Here is a 17047-nt window from a genome sequence, read left to right on the forward strand (position 1 = left end):
CGGGAAGGCCCGGACTTCAGATATCTGGCGGGAACGCAATGCTGATGTCACCGCACCGGCTGCAAACGATGTCACCAGCGCGAACCCCGTTGAAGGCAGCCTTGCGGGCTTGCGCGGGATCGCTCGGGCTCGTTTTCGCATATAGCTGCAGCTATAATCTTCTTCTCCTCGCACCTTCGATTTATCTGCTTCAGATCTATGACCGCGTCCTGTCGAGCCGCAGCGGCGCTACGCTCCTGATGCTGACGCTAATCGTTGCGTTTACCGTCGTAATTGGCGGCGTGCTTGATGCACTGCGCCGCGCTGCATTGGGCCGGATGGGCGAGTGGCTTGAAGAGGAACTCCATCCGGCGACGCTCGCCATGTGCTTCAAATACGCCTATGAAGCCGATCGGTCGCGGGCATCGGAAGCTTATCGCGATCTTGCAACCCTGCGTCAGTTCGCGCAGTCCGGAGCTTGCTCGACCCTGTTTGACGTGCTCTGGACGCCGCTCTTCCTCGGCGTTCTCTTCCTCGTGCATCCGTTGCTGGGCGTGATCGGCACACTGAGCGCGCTTCTCCTGCTTGGTCTCGGGCTTCTCGGCGATCGGCTCACCGAGGGCCCGCTGGCGCGGTCGGCCGCCGCACAGACGAGGAGTCAGGGGTGGTTCGGTATGGCGGTCGGAAACCTCCACGTGATCAGGGCCATGGGAATGCTCGATGGTGCCGCGCGCCTGATCCGCCAGGCTGCGCAGGATGCGAGGTGCGAGCAAGAGGTGGTCCAGCGCCGCAACGAGACCATCATGCTGATCTCCAAACCCGTGCGGGCGCTGACGCAGGTGCTGATCATGGGCGCTGCCGCTTGGCTCGTCCTGGAACAGGGCAGGAGCCCGGCCATAATCTTTGCTGCGAGCATGCTGTTCGGACGCGCGCTCCCGCCGATCGAAGGGGCGATTGCGGGCTGGAAGGCGTTCGCGACGGCCCAGGCCGCCTACCGCCGGCTCAACGGCATGATGTCCGCTGTCACGCCGGTGGCGAGCGTCAAGGCCATCCCGGACGGGCCGAAGGGAGATCTCATCGTGAACAATGTCGCCGCCGTCCTGCCAGGAACGAGCCACTTGTTCCTGAACGGCGTTTCGTTCTGTCTGGCGCCTGGTGAATGCCTTGGCATCATTGGTCCGTCCGGCTCCGGCAAATCCACGCTTGGCAAGATCGTCACGGGAATCTCCGCTCCGACGGCAGGCTCGGTCCTGCTCGATGGCATCGACATTTCGGTCGTGCGCGATCTGGGCGGCGGCCGGCGCCTCGGATATCTGCCGCAGGATATCGATCTCTTCGGAGAAACGGTAAAGGACATCATTGCCCGGCTGGACGACGCCGATTTGCAGAAGGTCATTGACGCGGCAAAGCTGGCCGGCCTTCACGAGACCATCATTCGGCTGCCGCAGGCATACGATACGGTCCTCGTTGGCGGAGGCGCCAATCTTCCACGCGGGTTTCGCCAGCGCCTCGGCCTTGCACGGGCGTTCTTCGGCGACCCGCACCTCGTGGTTCTCGACGAGCCGAATTCCAGCCTCGACTCGCTTGGCGAGCGCATGCTGTTCGACGCCATTGAATGGATGAAGGCGGCCAATACCACGGTCATCATCATCACCCACCGGATCGGAATTCTGGGTGTAACGGACAAGATTGCCATCATGCAGGACGGCGCGGTTACCGCCTTCGGCGAGAGCAGGGAAGTTTTCGAGAGGTGTTTGACGCGCCCGCAAGTTGCTTCGCGTGAGCCAATGCGAGGTGGTTCGAACCAGAACGGCGAAAGCAGCATTGGCGCCTCACCGCAACCGATTTTGCCATGACACGCGGCACACCTTCTTAACGCTTTGCCCGAAGGAAACCGGATCTCATGAAAACTTCTTTCGCTCATATCGGGATTCGAGAGGTCTCACGGCGGTTGAGATCGGTGACGCCAGCATTCTGCGATCGGCTGCTCCGTATCACCTGGATCCACATCAAGCATTTTGACCTCTTTGCCCGAAGGGGATGGGATCGTCTGAAAATTGCATTTGCTCACGCTGAGAGTTGGGAAGCCCCACGGTGGCTGAGATCGGCGCCGCCGGCACTTCGCGAACGGCTTCGCGGGGTCACCTGGACAGGAAACCTGCTTGTGTTCGGCTTTGTCGTCGGTCTCGGTATCTGGTCGACCTATGCCCCGCTCGAGAGCGCCGCGATTGCGATTGGCACCGTCGAATCCGAGTCGAGCCGCAAGACGATTCAGCACCTCGAGGGTGGCATCATCAGGGAAATTCTGATCGCGGACGGTGACGTTGTCCGCGCTGGACAAACGCTGATCTCGCTGGAGGACACCAAGGCCCGTGCCGAGGCCCAGAGCCTGCAAGGCCAGCTGTGGGAGGCGACGGCACGTGAAGCACGGCTGCAGGCGGAACAGCGCGGAGAGGAGCGGGTGTCGTTTCCGGCCAGGCTGGAGATGGCGCAGATGGCGAGTCCCTCAGTCGCGGATGTCCTTGCGGGTCAGCAAGCCATCTTCGAAACGCGCCGGCAGGTCTTTCAATCGCAAGCGGCCGTAAACCGGGAGAAGAGATCGCAGGTGGAAAAGGAGATCGAGGGCCTCAGGGCGCAGGAAAGCGCGGCCGCAAGGCGCATCGACATCGTCCGCGAGGAAGCGGCAACCGTCGCCACGCTCGTCAGCAAGGGGCTGGAGCGGCGTCCGCGCCTTCTGAACCTCGAGCGGGAGATCGCTGACATCGAGGGACGGCGGGGGGAGATTGTCGCGCAGATATCGCGCGCCGGGCAGGTCATCAGCGAATCCGAGGCAATTCTCCTCAAACTGGAGCATGACCGTCAAAACGAGATCGCTCAGTCGCTGCGCGAGGTACAGAACCAGATCTTTCAGGTATGGGAACGACTGCAGGCGGCCGGTGACCAACTCTCGCGAACGGCGGTCAAGGCACCCGAGGACGGCGTTGTAACCGACCTGAGGGTCCACACCCCGGGTGGCGTCATTGGCGCCGGAGCAGCTCTCATGGACCTGGTTCCCCGGCAAGATCGGCTCATCGTGATTGCGCGCGTCAGGCCCGAGGATATCGATGTGGTCCGTCCCGGATTGAGCGCCGACGTGAATCTGTTGCCCTACAATCAGCGCCGTGTGCCGCGCCTCCATGGGACTGTGACGCACGTTTCTGCCGACCGTCTGGTCGACAAGCGCACCGATCAGCCCTACTACGCAACGAAGATTCGCGTGCAGGATCCGGCAAGCACCGGGATCGATGGTGTCCAGATTGTTCCGGGAATGCCGGCCCAGGTGTTCATCAAGACGGGCCGCGGCACAGTGGCGCTGTATGCCCTCAGCCCTCTGCTCGATAGCTTCCACAGCGCGTTCCGCGAGGATTAAGCTGCGACCCGAACGGCGAACTCGGGCAGCTCTCAAGATGATCGCACGCGTGCGAGCCAGGCATGATCCGGAAAAGTGTGTAGCGGTTTTCCGAAGAGATCATGCTCAAACAAAAAGCTAAAGCGGGATGACGATTCGAAGAAAAGTCATCACGCTTTAGGCATGACCGTTGGCTCGCCGGCTCCAGCGAACGACCGCCTCGGTGCGGTTATGTGCGGAGCATTTTCGCATGATACGTTGAATATGCATCTTTACGGTGTTTTCCGAAAGGTTCAGCCTGACGGCAATCAACTTGTTAGGAAGGCCAAGCTGCAGCGCCTCGAGCACATGTTGCTCGCGCGGCGTAAGATCGACCATCGCCTTCTCCGGCACAATCCTGGTGGCGCCGTTAGCCTCGTCAGTTCCGAATAGCTCGGGCGCTTCGGGGCATCCCGATATCGTCTTGTGGTTCGATGCTCCACTTTGCCCAACGATCGGTAGCGGCCGGTAGACCCCACCGGCAAGGACCAGGCGTAATCCGGCAATAGCGACTTCGACCGGGATCGATGTCGGAAAGAAGCCGCGCACGCCGCGTTGCATCGCAGCCGAAGCCGTCGCATCGTCGTCGCGATTTGACAGCACGGCAACGGACGCATTCGGGCAGGTTTCTGCAAGGAAGGCGAGGCTCTCCTCGACCGAAGGATCAGTGATTTGCTGGTGCCCGATATTCAGCGCAATCAAGCGGATGTCTCTGCCGGATAGCCAGTTCAGGCTACCAGTCGTTGCCATCTCGACGATCTCGAATCCAGTGAGCTCTCTTTTGAGAATATTGAGCATGCATGTACGCGCCAGCACATGTTGCTCGATGATCACGAGCACCGGCGAGTTTTGCGATATCAAGGCTAGTTCCGCGGGATTAGAAAAATCGTCCATGATGTCCCCGAATTCAGAAATTAGCTGTCACCCCACAAGTTTTGATTTCCATTTTCCATGGAGCAAACCTGCTCCACACACTGTGCAGCGAAAATTGCTGCTGATCGCGACGTTGCTTCCCAGCCTCGCGTTCGCTCGCAACGTCGTCACGGACCTTCTGGTCCGTCGCAATAGACCTTGGCAGCGGCCCTATTTTTCCAGGCTAGCTGCAAATATTACGGTACGCGCTCGCCGCAGCCGACTTGGCGGGGCCATCGACGACGTATGCTTCATCTTCCGTCACAAGATATAGAAACGGCCTATCTCCGGTGTCTTCGCCCGACGTCGTTTTTCCTTTGACTCGGCCGCAAATGGTGTCGACGGACTGCCCGAGCGTATTTTTGCGGATGGCCCGTTTCATCTCACCGAACTCGGCGGACGCCGGGTCCTCCAACTTCGCTGCAATCGTGGTCTTCGCCTTGATCATGACCGGATCGGACGTCTCAGCGGGCCGACCAGATGCCGGAGCGTCGACCTTCGCTTCGATCATGGCGGGCTTCGCCTTTTTCTCGGCGAGTTGAGGCCCGTTGCGAATGTGGACAATCGACGGCTCTTGCGTCTTCGTTGCGATTGTGGATTTGACTTTTGTTGCCGCGGAATGGGTCTTGGATGACGCTGGCCCCGGTTCAACCGGCCGACCGGCCGCCATCCCGTTGAGACAGCCGGACCCACTCGCGTCCGTGCATGCTTCCATACTTGCTTGCGGCGGTAAAAGGCAGCTACAGCCAACCAGGGTCGCAGCCAGAGCACCAATGAGAAGCGTTCTCATGCTAATCCCTCGATAAGGGGCCTGAGGTCCGCTCGCAGTTCTTGCGGCGATCTGAAATGTTGCGCTGGTTGTCTATCATTTGCGCAAAAGTCTTAACTGCTTGTAAACGCCCATCCTTCGCCGCGGAGAGCCCCAACATCGTTACTCCAGAGCAACACGATTTCGCGGTGATCGGGCAGTGCGATGACGAGTGCGGCCTGGCAAAAGTCTACCGGGCAGGGGCGATGAGCCCATGCGGCAATGCGGGGGATAGCCTCGAACTGGCGTGTCCGCTGTCAACAATCGAGCAAAGCGCACGCATATCCCCGGCCGGGGAACCAACCTCCTGAGCGCTCCGGGAGCTGGGGTCAGGGTCGAAGCGTCCAGATGACGCGGGAAGGACCGCGGCGCACGGTCAGATTTCGCCACTGCGATTGGAGATCACACGGATATGCGTAGCGCGGCCGGCATTGGCGGCCAGATAGTGTTGTGCAGCCGCGATCAACTGGTGCAAGGCACGATCATTGTAAGCCGGATGCCTTGAGTTCAGGTGCAAGTCGGTTTCGATCACCATGACATCCGTGGTGTCCGTCGGCGTGACTTCGATCGCGAATGAAACAAAGGATACGTGTGGGCTCTTGAATGCCATTTCTAACCACCATTTGCGCTGCAGGCGCGCCCACTGACTAACTAATCTTACTACGTCATAGGCGTCCGCGACTTATCGAAGCTGCGTGGCCGCCACAGCACGGACATCTCAGCAAGTTTTTTATAAGTGCGCGGGTCAATCGCACGCGCATAGTTGCGATCGAGTTCGGGACATGGCGTTCAGGCCGCGCGGGCGGAGCCTCTGGGTCGATAATTGTCGGGTAACGGAGGGACTTCGACTGGCGCGGTGGAACGAGGTCCTGAGGGGGGAATCATCGCCTGCTCGGCGAGAAGGAAGCCGTAGGCTGCGATGCACAGCGTTGCGTGATGGTGGAAGCCACGCCAGCCGCGCCCTTCGTAGTGGCCGAGCCCGACCTCCTGCTTGAGTTCCTGGTAGTCGCGCTCGATGCGCCAGCGCAGCTTGGCCAGATCGACGAGTTGCGTGAAGCTGACGTCCTCCGGCAGCGTGGAGAGCCAGTATTTGGTCGGCTCTGCCTCGCCCTCCGGCCATTCGATCAACAGCCACTCAGGTGATAGCGTCTCGGGGATCAGCTTGTTGTAGCTGACGCGGACAGGTACACGCGCGAAGCGCGAGGACAATTGCTCGGCCGAGCCTTCGCGCCACGTCACCGTGCGCCACGCCCGCTTCGGTAGACCGAGCGCCACTTTTTGGGCCGAGATCAGTGCGGGCTCGTCACGACGGCCGGTGTTGTTCATCGGCTTGTCCATCCGCCGTGGGGCGCTGCCAGGGGCCCACATCAGGATGGTCGGCACGATGCCGACCACGTAAGGCACGCCAAGTTCCGTCATGCCTGCGCGCAGCCGCGTGTCCCTGCCGTATGCTGCATCCATCAACGCAACGCCGCGTGGCAGGCCGCTTTCGCAGGCCCAGCCGATTTGCTCCAACGCGATCTGTAGCTTGGTCCTGAACTTGAGTTGCTTGGGAACGCCTGCCTTCTTCCGCCGTGCACGATCCTTTGACCAGGCTTCCGGCAAGTACAAGCGATAGGCCACCGGCAGGCTGGCGGCATGATTGGCGATCGACAGCGACACCGCCACCTGGCAGTTGGCCTGCTTGCCGAGCTGACCGCAATATTGGTGGTGCACGCCGACCGAATGCTTGCCCTGCTTAGGGAACGAGGTGTCGTCGATGATCCACGCCTCGATCGGTCCACTCTTCTCGATCGCCGGCAGCACCATCTCGCGTACCTTGGCCAGCACGGTCTCGTCCGACCAATCGGCGTTGGCGACAAAGTGCAGCAGCGACTGGTGCTGTGCCGCTGTCCTCGCCGGAGCCGTCCGCGCTGCCATCGGCTCAACGCTCTTGCGGTCACCGGGCAACATCAGTCCCGTACAATAGTCGCGCAGCGGCCGCGTCCGCTCCGCGTGACCGATCACGCTTCCAAGTCCCGCAATGTAAGACGCGAACCGTGCTTCGCTTTGATCAAGATCCATCCGGGCCCTCCCGCGTGCCAAAGATCGAATCCCATCAAATACTTGATTCACGGCCTCAAGGACTGCGACCGCTTGACTCAGTAGTGCTAAGCTGCACTACGTAGAGATCTGCACAGCAGTATCGACATAACACTACTCCAGTACATAAGTCGGTGTGCTACCGGGGTAGCACCAGCGGCGGCGAGCGGAAAGCGATCGACAATGGTGAGGCGAGTTCGACTCGAAGCCGTCCTGACTTTACTTCACCACCACGATAGAGGCAGGCGCGAGCGCGATCAGGCGCAAGGCCAGGTCCGAGCGTAGCCAAACGCGCATCGTGTTGGGCAGCCAGCTATCGAAACCCTTCGAAGGCTGCGCGCCAACCAAGATTACATTACAAGCATTCTCAGCCGCGCAGCGCAGTATCGTCGTAACCGGATCGCCTATTTCAGCCTTAGACGAACAAAGAATGCCGGCTTTCTCAAGTCTACCAGTGACACTGTTCAAGATCGGAAAGGCAAATTCGTTGATTAGCCGCTCATCGATCTCATCCTTCTTGAAATTCTGGTAACCACGCAATCGTGCATCGAGCCGCTTACTTTGCACATTGAGGACTACAGCCTCCGTTGCGGCCCGGCCTTCGCTGAATGCGGTAATGAAATCCACGATACGGTTCGTTGACTCAGTGCTGTCAACGACCGCGAGAAGACGCAAGCACTTCGCTCCGCGTATGCGGGCAACAGGCGAAGAATTGCTGAATGTCGGTGTTTCTTGGCTAAGCTCTGTCATGGTTCCTATCCTCCAGACTCACGGCAGCAGCTGGAAGGCTGCAGCAGCGACGAGGGTTGGAATGAGCGCGGCCACGGCAAGGCCAGCCGCGCTTATTGTGCCGTCTTCAAAACTGCCTTTGAGAATCGCGTAGCCCGCCGGGTTCGGCGCGTTGGCGATAACGGTCAAGCCACCTCCCGTCACTGCTCCCGCAACGAGGGAGTATTTGAACTCATCAGAAACGCCATCGAGCAGAGAGCCGAGATAAGTCAGGGCAGCGTTGTCGGTGATCGCCGTGAGCAGAGTTGCACCCGTAAACAGGGTTGTCGGTCCCAAGTCGCTCAGAAGCGGTTCGAGCCACCACTTCTGCTGACCGCCAATTACAACGAGTCCCGCGAGAAAGAACGCGACCAGGAGACCTTCGCGAAGAATGAGCGGTGACTGAAAGCACTTGTAAGCTTCGGCAAAGCCCAAGAAGAACATGAACAGCGCCAGGAACACGATCGGGTGGTGACTAAAGGCGACCACTGCCGCCAAGAATGCTATGTGCACTCCGGCAATCCAGGCAGGAACACCCAGCACTGCGGGCGATGCAGGCTCGTTCGAAACGGTGCGCAGAAAACGGCGGAACAGCAGGGTGACGCCAGCAGCGTTGATGACGACTGCAAGCGCAGCCTTCCATCCGAACGTCTGCAGCATGAATAGAAGGTCAAAGTTCCAGCGTTCGGCCACCATCAGGACCGGCGGCGCGGCGTATGGCGTCAATGTTCCGCCTATCGAGACGTTCACGAACAGGACACCGATAGTCGCGTACTGGAAGTTGCTTGGTGCCTTCCCGCCGAAATAACGTTCCTTAAGAAGCAAGGCAGTCAGCGTCATTGCCGCTGGCTCGGTAATGAATGAACCCAACAATGGCCCAATTGAAAGGAGTGTAAAGTAATACGCAGACGGCGCGGGCACTGGAATGAGTAACGATACAAATCGCAGCAGCGTGGCTGCCGTCTCGATCACGGGCCGGCTCGCAGCAATGACCATGATGACAAAAACAAACGCCGGCTCAGTGAAGTTGCGGCTTTCCAAGTAGGTAAGCGCACCACTCGTGCCGATGTTCATTGCCATGAAGCCGACGAGAACTGCCGCCCAGAAACCGAATACGACTTCGACTTCCGCGAGCAGATGCCAGACCCCGGCGTGACGAGGTTGTACTTGGGCCAGCCGCTCTATGGAACGTGTCGAGAAGGTATGAACCACCGCAAGCGCAAAGATTGCTGCGGCAGCCACAGCGACCCCATCAGGTGCGATGTTCGACACGGATCGCTTCCCCACGTTACATCTGGGGTAAGATTGTCGGGCGTCACGTCGGCAGGCAATTCAGAGCAAAACCTCTCGGTACTCCCCGAAGGGGTCCTTCCTAGAGTAGAACTACGGATGCCGGGACGGTTACCAGAAGGAGTATGAGGAGATGCAGCTACCGCGGCTGGAGGAGGTTGGCTCCGGGACGCAACTGGTGCATCGAATGTCGCGCTCACACCTTGCGGTCGGCCTTGCCTATATCGCCAGCTACGTGGTGCTGGACAAGCTGAGCTATATTCATCCGTTTGCGGTATTTGGCATTACACCCTGGAACCCGCAGACTGGATTGAGCTTCGCGCTAATTCTGTTGTTTGGCCGTCAATATCTGCCGTGGCTATTCGCTGCGCAACTGCTGGCAGATCTGATGGTGCGCCGTCTGCCACTTCCTCTCACCGCCGAGCTTCCCGTCGTGCTCATTACCGGGCTCGGTTACGGCTCCGCCGCGCTGTTGCTAACATCGTCCGGTCTGAAGTTCGATCTCACCCTGTCGTCCCGCAGTGCCATGCTATGGCTCACAGGTGTAGCTGTAGCCAGTATCGCGCTCGTTTCGGGTGGCTATGTCCTGGTACTCCTGCTTCATGGCATTGTTGCGGGGGCTGATCTGGGCCAAGTCTTCATTCGCGCATTCGTCGGCGACCTGATCGGCGTGATGGTATTCACCCCGTTTCTATTGATTGGGTTTACTCGCAGGCAGTTTCCAGCGCTGTCCTGGGAAATGGGCGCGCTCATGCTGATCACCCTCGCTGTCCTCTGGGGCATTTTGAGCCTGGATCAGCCCTTTCGGTTTCAGCTTTTCTACGTATTGTTCCTGCCAATCGTCTGGATCGCAGTGCGGTTCGGTCTTCCAGGCGCAACCGCAGGGCTGGTCATCACGCAGATCGGCCTTATCGCGTCGATTGAGCTGACGGACCAAAGTACTGGCGACGTTGTCGCTTACCAGGCACTGATGGTGATTTTGGCCATGACCGGCCTCGCAGTCGGAGTCCTCGTCACCGAGCAACAGCGGACACAGAATCAACTTCGCCTGCACCAGGATGCGCTTCACCGCGCATCGCGCGTTGCGACAATGGGGGAGTTCGCGGCCACCGTTGCTCACGAGATTAACCAGCCGCTGACCGCCATTAGCAACTATGCGCGACTCGCCAAGCTGGCGGCCGAACGTAGCCCGCCTGACCTGGAAGCAGCAGCAAAGGCCAGTGGGGAGGCAATTGCCCAGGTCGAACGCGCAGGTGAGGTTGTCAACCGTTTGAGGGACTTCATAAGCATTGGACGGGTCGAAGCACAATCGGCAGCCGTTGGCACGCTTATCGATGAAGCGTTGTCTATCTTCCGGCCCGAATTGGATCGCCGCGGTATCGCTTATGCGACGCAGCTTGAGCGGGATCTTCCTCCGGTGCTGGCTGACGCATTACAGGTCGAACAGGTGATCTTGAATCTCGTTCGTAATGCGGCGGAGGCCCTGACGAATGCGGGCCGCAATGACGGCAGGATTGTCGTTGAAGCTGCGATAAGGTCCCGGCAAATGATCACAATTAGCGTGACCGACAATGGCCCGGGATTAGATCCCGATCTTGCGATGCAGCCGATCACGGCGTTTGCGACGACGAAGCGCGACGGTTTGGGATTGGGGCTGTCGCTTTCACGTTCGATCATCGAAGCGCACGGCGGATACTTGCACATTGAAGATACATCGAGTGGTGTCTGCGCGTCTTTTACGTTACCAATTGATCAAAAGCGGAGCGCCAGGTCATGACGATCGCGCTGATCGAGGACGATGCGGCCATTTTGCATTCCCTGAGTATGCTGCTGGAAGGTCGCGGCATCCCTGTAAGCCCTTATGCCTCGGCTGAGAGCTTTTTGGCAGCGAGGGTTGAACCGTCGCCGCAATGCGTCGTTTCCGACATCCGAATGCCGGGAATGTCTGGCATGGAGCTGCAGCAGGAACTAGAGAAATGCGGCTCTGCCGTACCGGTCATTCTGATCACAGGTCACGGCGATATCGCAATGGCCGTGCAGGCGATCAAGCAGGGTGCCTTTGACTTCATAGAAAAGCCGTTTGACGACGAGCGGCTGATTGAAAGCATTTCACAGGCAATCAAGAGCGGCCATCGCCGGCGTGTCGAGCAGAGCGAGCGAGCGCTGCTCAGAGCCCGCGCCGCCGAGCTTTCGCCGCGTCAGATCGAGGTGATGCGACTGGTGGCCGATGGCTTTTCGAACAAGGAAATTGCGCACAAGCTCGATCTTAGTCCCCGCACTGTCGAAAACTATCGGGCGTGGATGATGGAAAAAATGGCCGCAAAGAACCTCGCCGATCTTGTTCGCAAGGTGATTGCCCTGGGATTTGAGGAATGACGTTTGACGATCGGGCGAGCCGCCACACGTGCGGTGCTGATCTTCGATAACATTAACAAACGTCCGTGGCCGTTTTCGGCCGACCAATCTGATCAGTAGGTTCACGCCATGGGCTTCAGGTGACGCGGCTTACTGCCTGAACTCATTGGTCAGCTCGCCGATGTCAGCGGTGAATGATCGATCGCGTCTTCGAGCGAAACGGACACCGGTTCGCCCAAGAAAGCGCGATCGAAACAAGAGATCCTAGCCCCTTCTAGTTCAATCAGAACCGGTAAGGCGCTACTTCGCTGGGACTGGAGCGTCTCGCGGCGCGTCCTCCGCCACGTTGCTCTCATTCAGTTTCTGATTGACGATCTGGACGGTACGGTCGATCTCGGCATTGGGTACGCCAAGCTGATGCGAAATCAGCTTCACCAGGAGGTCGACGCGCTCGATGCAGGGTGCTCCGCCGGCGACCGCCCGAGCCGCCGACGAGGGCTTGAGCAGGCTTTCCGCCGCCTTGGCGTACTTCTCGAAAGGCACCTGATCGGTGGGATCAGCGCCCAGACGCTGGGCGATGGCATCGACATGGTCATAGATGGACTGCGAGAGATTGATATCGCCATGCACCGCGTCGCGGATCGACTGCGGCTCATGCTGTGTGATGCAGCGGTAATTCCCCGTCAACAGCATCGACCATTTGGCCAAAGGGACGAACATCGAATCAAACACCTTGAGCTTCACCGGAACGTCCTGGCCGTCCAGCTTCACAGCATCGATGTCGGCTTCCAGCTCCCGAAGCAGCGCGTTGTGTTTCTCATCCGCAAATGATGCTGCCTTGAAATTTGTCGGCAGGCCGACATGAAGAACATTCGCCGCCTCTTCCGGTGGACGGAAAGCCTGCGGATCAGGCGAGCAGAGCGACACCAGACCCGGCTCGAACCGTTCCCATACCGCGGCATTGGTATAGGCCTGGTCCAGCTCCATGTTCGCCAACGCCGGAATCCGTCTGAGATAGGGCAGGGGCGGCATGTTCATGATCGAAAGGCAAGGCAGCTTCGCTTCCGCAATCTTGATCATCAGAAGCTGGATCGCATGGTCGACGTATTGTGGCTCCTGCATCGCAAGACCAACCAGATCATAGCGGGAGAGATCGACGCCGGCAGGCTCGGCCGCGTCCAAATTCCCGGGCAGGTCGCGCGAGAAGATCGACCGGTGAGTCGCCTCGTCCCGCAGCTTGATGCGAACTTCGGTGCCGTCGCGATTGATGAGTTCTGCGGTCTGCTTTCGGCAAACCAGGGTCACGTTGTGACCCGCCATCAAAAGCTTTGTCGCCAGCAATGAGCCGTACGAGGCTCCAAGGATCAGAATGTTGCGCGCCATGCGCCCTCCCACAGATGATTTCCGGCGCGCCACTACTCCGGCGCAGATTTGCGAGCGCCTGCTTTGCGACAGGAGTTAAGCTGAACTTGCGGTGCGATGCCGCTTTCCCCGGGAGTGCAGCTTCCGGGGAATGCCGGCGGAGTTCGAAGTGACCGGTCAGGCCGACGCGGCCAGCGTGAAGGGGGTTGCTTCGTCGTCGAACGCGGTCGTGATGTCGCGAATGCTGATGACGCCGATCAGGCTGTAATTGTCGATCACCGGCACGTGGCGGATGTGATGCTTGCTCATGAGGTGACGGACATGCTCGAGCGTATCCGTCGAGGTGCAGGAGACGAGCTGCTGCACCGAAATGAATTGCGAGACGCGCATGTTCACGCCGGCGGTGCCGTGTGCGGCGATGGCGCGAACCACGTCGCGCTCGGTGAACATACCGACAGCCGTGTTGCCTTCGGTGCGGACGACATCCTTGACCACCAGCGCGCTGATATTGCTCGCGCGCATCAGTTGCGCGGCAACGGCGACGGTTTCGTTCATGCGAACTGTTGCGACACGGGCGGTCTTCTTGCGCAGAATATCTCCGACTAGCATGGCACCCTCCTTGGCTGAACTATTAGGCGCAAGTCTGGTATACATAATGCCAATTGTCAACACAGCTCGCGGCGAAAATCTTTCGCCGCGACTGCGATAAATAGGCAGTATTGCTGACATTTTTGGCAGAGCTTATTGCGGCCAGAGGTTGGTGACAGCGCCCGGACAGAGACAAGAAACCGTTCAGGTATACCAGAACTGCCGGCGCCCAAAGAAAAACGCGCCCATCCCGTGGGATGAGCGCGTTTCTCTTAGCAACCAGTCCGGTTTGGATCAGGCGGCAATCTGCGACTTGGCGACCACGACCTTGCGCCACGGCTTGAGCACCGCGATCGCCAGCAGCGAGGCCAGGATATTGGCGCCAGCCGCAACGATGAACACGGTGTCCCACGTGCCCGACGACTGCTGCATGTAGTTCGCTACCGGCACCAGCAGTGCCGCGGTGCCCTTTGCCGTGTAGAGCAGGCCGGCATTGGTGGTCGCGAACTTGGCGCCGAAGGTATCGGTGCAGGTCGACGGGAAGAGGGAGTAGATCTCGCCCCAGGCGAAGAACACGAAGCCCGACAGCAGCACGAACCACACGGGATCGTGGCCCAGCATGTAGAGGCCCCAGATGCCGATGCCTTCCATGCCGAATGCGATGAACATGGTGTTCTCGCGGCCGATCATGTCCGAGATCCAGCCGAAGAAGGGACGGGTGAGGCCGTTGAGGACGCGATCGATAGTGGCCGCGAACGTCACCGCCGTCATCGTCACCGCCATCAGCGTGACCGGCACGCTGTCGACCTTCCAGTCGACGGCGATCGGCTTGAGGTTGGCGGTAACCATCAATCCGCCGGCGCCGACGATCACGAACATGAAATACATCAACCAGAAGATCGGCTGACGGATCACCTCGGTCGGCTGATAGTTGCGCCGGCTCTGGATGATGTTGGCGTTCTGCGTCACCGCAGGCACTTGTCCCGCCTTCGGCGCGAACATCAGGAAGGCGAGGATGACGATGATGATGCCTTGGCCGAGACCGAAATAGAGGAAGGTGGCCTGGAAGCCCGAGTCCTTGATCATCGCCTGGATCGGCGCGACCGTCAGCGCCGAGCCCGCGCCGAAACCGGCGGCGGTGATGCCGGCGGCGAGGCCGCGCTTGTCGGGAAACCATTTCAGCGCGTTGCCGACGCAGGTGCCGTAGACGCCACCGGCGCCGATGCCTGCGATGATCATGCCGAGATAGTAGCCGTTGAGCGAAGTCGCCTGCGCGTTGATCGCCCAGCCGATGGCGCAGAGGATGCCGCCGACGAGAACGACGATACGCGGGCCGTATTTATCGACGAACCATCCTTCGACCGGCACCAGCCAGGTCTCGAACAGCACGAACAGCGTAAAGGCCCACTGGATCGAGGCGCGATCCCATCCAAATTTTTGCTGGATGTCCGGGACGAAGAAAGTCCAACCGTATTGGTAATTGGCGATCATCACCATCGCGAGAACGCCGATGGCTAATTGGGTCCAGCGATAGGCATCGCTGACTCGAGCTGCCTCGACGGGGGCTGCTCCGTGCACTGTGTCCGTCATCTTCCCTCCATAGGCTGTTCTATCACCCGACAGCTCCTGGGAAGGAGTTTGGTATATGTTATGCCAGTAGACAAGAGGAATCTTGCCAGATTGTCGCATTTCCTGTGGCCGTCGCAAAGCCATCATAGCACAGCAGCAAATCAAGCCGCGCGTTAAAAGGCTGAAATAAAAAGAGATTGTCGGATGGGCTGTGATGGCGGCGCGCTCACTGCGAGAGCTTTCTTTTTCTTGGCCTGATATCCCAGAGCAAAAAAATGATGGCCGGGACAATGCGGCCCGGCCATCAACACATCCGTTCAAGGTGGTTAGGAAGCGCCTGACGATGCTCGTTATCGTCAGGCTTTAAGGCTCTTTTTGCTCCCGCGCTTTGCTCCCCTTCAAGCGGTCGCTGCGCCGCCGCGAATGCGCGTGTAGCCCTGCTGGATCACCGACCAGAACAGCGCAATCAATCCGAGGATCATGATCGAGCTGACCAGCGTGTTGGAGAAGAAGATGCCCAGCGAGCCCTGGGATCCCAGCAATGACTGCCGGAAGGCCTCTTCCGCCTTGTCACCGAGCACGATGGCGAGCACCAGTGGGGCGAGCGGATAGTTGCACTTCTTCAAGAGATAACCGATCACGCCGAACACCAGCATCAGCACCACGTCGAACGTAGAACTGTGGACCGAATAGGCGCCGATCGCGCAGAGCACCAGGATGAGCGGCGCGATGATGCTGAAGGGGACGCGCAGGATCGCCGCGAAGACAGGCACGCAGGTCAACACGACGATCAGGCCGACGAGATTGCCGAGATACATCGAGGCGATCAGACCCCAGACAAATTCCTTCTGCTCGACAAACAGCATCGGCCCCGGCTGCAGGCCCCAGATCAGGAGGCCACCGAGCAACACCGCAGCCGTCGGCGAACCCGGCACGCCGAGCGAAAGCATCGGCAGCAGCGCCGCGGTGCCTGCAGCATGCGCTGCGGTCTCCGGCGCGACCACGCCTTCGATTTCGCCCTTGCCGAAATTGTTACCCTTCTTGGCCACGCGCTTGGCGATGCCGTAGCTCATGAAGGATGCGGGCGTCGCACCAGCCGGCGTGATGCCCATCCAGCAACCGATCAGGCAGGAGCGCAGCGAGGTGATCCAGTAGGCCGGCAGCTCCTTCCAGGTCTGCAGCACCACCCGCAGGTTGATCTTGGCGTTGCCGCCGCGGAAGGCGAGCCCTTCCTCCATCGTGAGCAGGATCTCGCCTATGCCGAACAGACCGATGACGGCGATGAGGAAATCGAAGCCGTTCAGCAGGTGGGTGACGCCGAACGTCAGCCGTAGCTGTCCAGTAATGGAATCGAGGCCGACGGCGGCAAGCGCGAACCCGATCATCATCGCCGCAATGGTCTTGAACGGCGGCTCCTTGCTGAGACCTACGAAACTGCAGAACGCCAGAAAATAGACGGCGAATTTTTCGGCAGGCCCGAATTGCAGCGCAAAGCTTGCAACCAGCGGCGCGACCAGCGTGATCATGACCACGGCGAACAGGGCGCCCACGAACGATGAGGTGAAGGCCGCGGTCAGCGCTTCGCCGGCCTTGCCCTTCTGCGCCATCGGATAGCCGTCGAACGTCGTCGCGACCGACCATGGCTCGCCCGGTATGTTGAACAGAATTGAGGTGATCGCGCCGCCAAATAATGCGCCCCAATAGATACATGAGAGCATGATGATGGCTGACGTCGGCGACATGCTGAATGTCAGCGGCAACAGGATCGCCACGCCATTGGCGCCGCCCAATCCCGGAAGAACGCCGATCAGGACGCCGAGCACGATGCCGACGATCATCACCATGATATTGAAGGGCTGCAGCGCTACTGCAAAGCCGTGAAAAAGATTGACGAGCTCTTCCATCGC

Annotated in this window: 14 protein-coding genes; 4 read left to right on the forward strand and 10 right to left on the reverse strand. The window is 59.6% G+C overall.

Annotated elements, in window-relative coordinates; translation table 11 throughout:
* Positions 1 to 68: 68 nt before the first annotated feature.
* On the forward strand, positions 69 to 1835 hold the full coding sequence (locus tag LMTR21_RS12095; RefSeq protein ID WP_347339181.1) for a type I secretion system permease/ATPase: 1767 nt from the start codon (positions 69 to 71) through the stop codon (positions 1833 to 1835).
* Between the two features lie 47 nt (positions 1836 to 1882).
* A complete protein-coding gene (locus LMTR21_RS12100) occupies positions 1883 to 3388 on the forward strand; it encodes an HlyD family type I secretion periplasmic adaptor subunit (protein ID WP_084031066.1) in 1506 nt (501 codons plus the stop codon).
* Between the two features lie 156 nt (positions 3389 to 3544).
* On the opposite strand, the gene LMTR21_RS12105 is transcribed toward LMTR21_RS12100, so the two are convergent.
* The 6 genes from LMTR21_RS12105 to LMTR21_RS12130 form a co-directional block, all read right to left on the reverse strand.
* Positions 3545 to 4300 (reverse strand): response regulator transcription factor, encoded by a 756-nt coding sequence (locus LMTR21_RS12105; RefSeq protein ID WP_065756941.1) that lies wholly within the window; start codon positions 4298 to 4300, stop codon positions 3545 to 3547.
* A gap of 202 nt (positions 4301 to 4502) precedes the next feature.
* Complete coding sequence (locus LMTR21_RS12110; RefSeq protein WP_246175444.1) at positions 4503 to 4829, reverse strand: hypothetical protein; 327 nt, start codon at positions 4827 to 4829, stop codon at positions 4503 to 4505.
* Between the two features lie 673 nt (positions 4830 to 5502).
* Positions 5503 to 5736, reverse strand: a complete 234-nt coding sequence (locus LMTR21_RS12115) for a hypothetical protein (protein ID WP_065756942.1) — start codon at positions 5734 to 5736, stop codon at positions 5503 to 5505.
* A 179-nt stretch (positions 5737 to 5915) separates the two neighbouring features.
* Positions 5916 to 7190 (reverse strand): IS701 family transposase, encoded by a 1275-nt coding sequence (locus tag LMTR21_RS12120; protein ID WP_148635962.1) that lies wholly within the window; start codon positions 7188 to 7190, stop codon positions 5916 to 5918.
* Positions 7191 to 7427: 237 nt separating this feature from the next.
* Positions 7428 to 7958 (reverse strand): universal stress protein, encoded by a 531-nt coding sequence (locus tag LMTR21_RS12125; RefSeq protein WP_141688318.1) that lies wholly within the window; start codon positions 7956 to 7958, stop codon positions 7428 to 7430.
* 18 nt (positions 7959 to 7976) lie between these two features.
* Complete coding sequence (locus LMTR21_RS12130; RefSeq protein WP_210250572.1) at positions 7977 to 9248, reverse strand: putative Na+/H+ antiporter; 1272 nt, start codon at positions 9246 to 9248, stop codon at positions 7977 to 7979.
* A gap of 151 nt (positions 9249 to 9399) precedes the next feature.
* On the opposite strand from LMTR21_RS12130, the gene LMTR21_RS12135 reads away from it, so the two are divergent.
* Positions 9400 to 11043: an MASE1 domain-containing protein gene (locus tag LMTR21_RS12135; RefSeq protein WP_065753115.1), complete on the forward strand. Its 1644-nt coding sequence runs from the start codon at positions 9400 to 9402 to the stop codon at positions 11041 to 11043.
* Positions 11040 to 11642, forward strand: coding sequence for a response regulator transcription factor (locus LMTR21_RS12140; RefSeq protein WP_065753116.1), 603 nt, complete (start codon positions 11040 to 11042; stop codon positions 11640 to 11642). Before LMTR21_RS12135 ends, LMTR21_RS12140 begins: the two co-directional genes overlap by 4 nt.
* A gap of 279 nt (positions 11643 to 11921) precedes the next feature.
* Here the strand turns inward: LMTR21_RS12140 and LMTR21_RS12145 are convergent, their stop codons facing one another.
* The 4 genes from LMTR21_RS12145 to LMTR21_RS12160 form a co-directional block, all read right to left on the reverse strand.
* A complete protein-coding gene (locus LMTR21_RS12145; RefSeq protein WP_065753117.1) occupies positions 11922 to 13004 on the reverse strand; it encodes a ketopantoate reductase family protein in 1083 nt (360 codons plus the stop codon).
* A gap of 156 nt (positions 13005 to 13160) precedes the next feature.
* Positions 13161 to 13592: a CBS domain-containing protein gene (locus LMTR21_RS12150; RefSeq protein WP_065753118.1), complete on the reverse strand. Its 432-nt coding sequence runs from the start codon at positions 13590 to 13592 to the stop codon at positions 13161 to 13163.
* A gap of 273 nt (positions 13593 to 13865) precedes the next feature.
* Entirely contained in the window at positions 13866 to 15161 is a 1296-nt protein-coding gene (gene oxlT, locus LMTR21_RS12155; protein ID WP_065753119.1) for an oxalate/formate MFS antiporter, read from the reverse strand.
* A gap of 377 nt (positions 15162 to 15538) precedes the next feature.
* A complete protein-coding gene (locus LMTR21_RS12160; protein WP_065753120.1) occupies positions 15539 to 17044 on the reverse strand; it encodes a tripartite tricarboxylate transporter permease in 1506 nt (501 codons plus the stop codon).
* Positions 17045 to 17047: the final 3 nt, after the last annotated feature.

This window comes from Bradyrhizobium paxllaeri (assembly GCF_001693515.2).
GTDB lineage: Bacteria > Pseudomonadota > Alphaproteobacteria > Rhizobiales > Xanthobacteraceae > Bradyrhizobium > Bradyrhizobium paxllaeri.

Excerpts from the sequence above, each read along its gene's own strand:
- LMTR21_RS12095 (WP_347339181.1), top strand. The coding sequence starts at position 69 with ATGTCACCAGCGCGAACCCCGTTGAAGGCAGCCTTGCGGGCTTGCGCG.
- LMTR21_RS12110 (WP_246175444.1), bottom strand. The coding sequence starts at position 4,829 with ATGATCGAAGCGAAGGTCGACGCTCCGGCATCTGGTCGGCCCGCTGAG.
- LMTR21_RS12135 (WP_065753115.1), top strand. The coding sequence starts at position 9,400 with ATGCAGCTACCGCGGCTGGAGGAGGTTGGCTCCGGGACGCAACTGGTG.
- LMTR21_RS12125 (WP_141688318.1), bottom strand. The coding sequence starts at position 7,958 with ATGACAGAGCTTAGCCAAGAAACACCGACATTCAGCAATTCTTCGCCT.
- oxlT (WP_065753119.1), bottom strand. The coding sequence starts at position 15,161 with ATGACGGACACAGTGCACGGAGCAGCCCCCGTCGAGGCAGCTCGAGTC.
- LMTR21_RS12140 (WP_065753116.1), top strand. The coding sequence starts at position 11,040 with ATGACGATCGCGCTGATCGAGGACGATGCGGCCATTTTGCATTCCCTG.
- LMTR21_RS12150 (WP_065753118.1), bottom strand. The coding sequence starts at position 13,592 with ATGCTAGTCGGAGATATTCTGCGCAAGAAGACCGCCCGTGTCGCAACA.
- LMTR21_RS12115 (WP_065756942.1), bottom strand. The coding sequence starts at position 5,736 with ATGGCATTCAAGAGCCCACACGTATCCTTTGTTTCATTCGCGATCGAA.
- LMTR21_RS12120 (WP_148635962.1), bottom strand. The coding sequence starts at position 7,190 with ATGGATCTTGATCAAAGCGAAGCACGGTTCGCGTCTTACATTGCGGGA.
- LMTR21_RS12145 (WP_065753117.1), bottom strand. The coding sequence starts at position 13,004 with ATGGCGCGCAACATTCTGATCCTTGGAGCCTCGTACGGCTCATTGCTG.
- LMTR21_RS12100 (WP_084031066.1), top strand. The coding sequence starts at position 1,883 with ATGAAAACTTCTTTCGCTCATATCGGGATTCGAGAGGTCTCACGGCGG.
- LMTR21_RS12105 (WP_065756941.1), bottom strand. The coding sequence starts at position 4,300 with ATGGACGATTTTTCTAATCCCGCGGAACTAGCCTTGATATCGCAAAAC.
- LMTR21_RS12160 (WP_065753120.1), bottom strand. The coding sequence starts at position 17,044 with ATGGAAGAGCTCGTCAATCTTTTTCACGGCTTTGCAGTAGCGCTGCAG.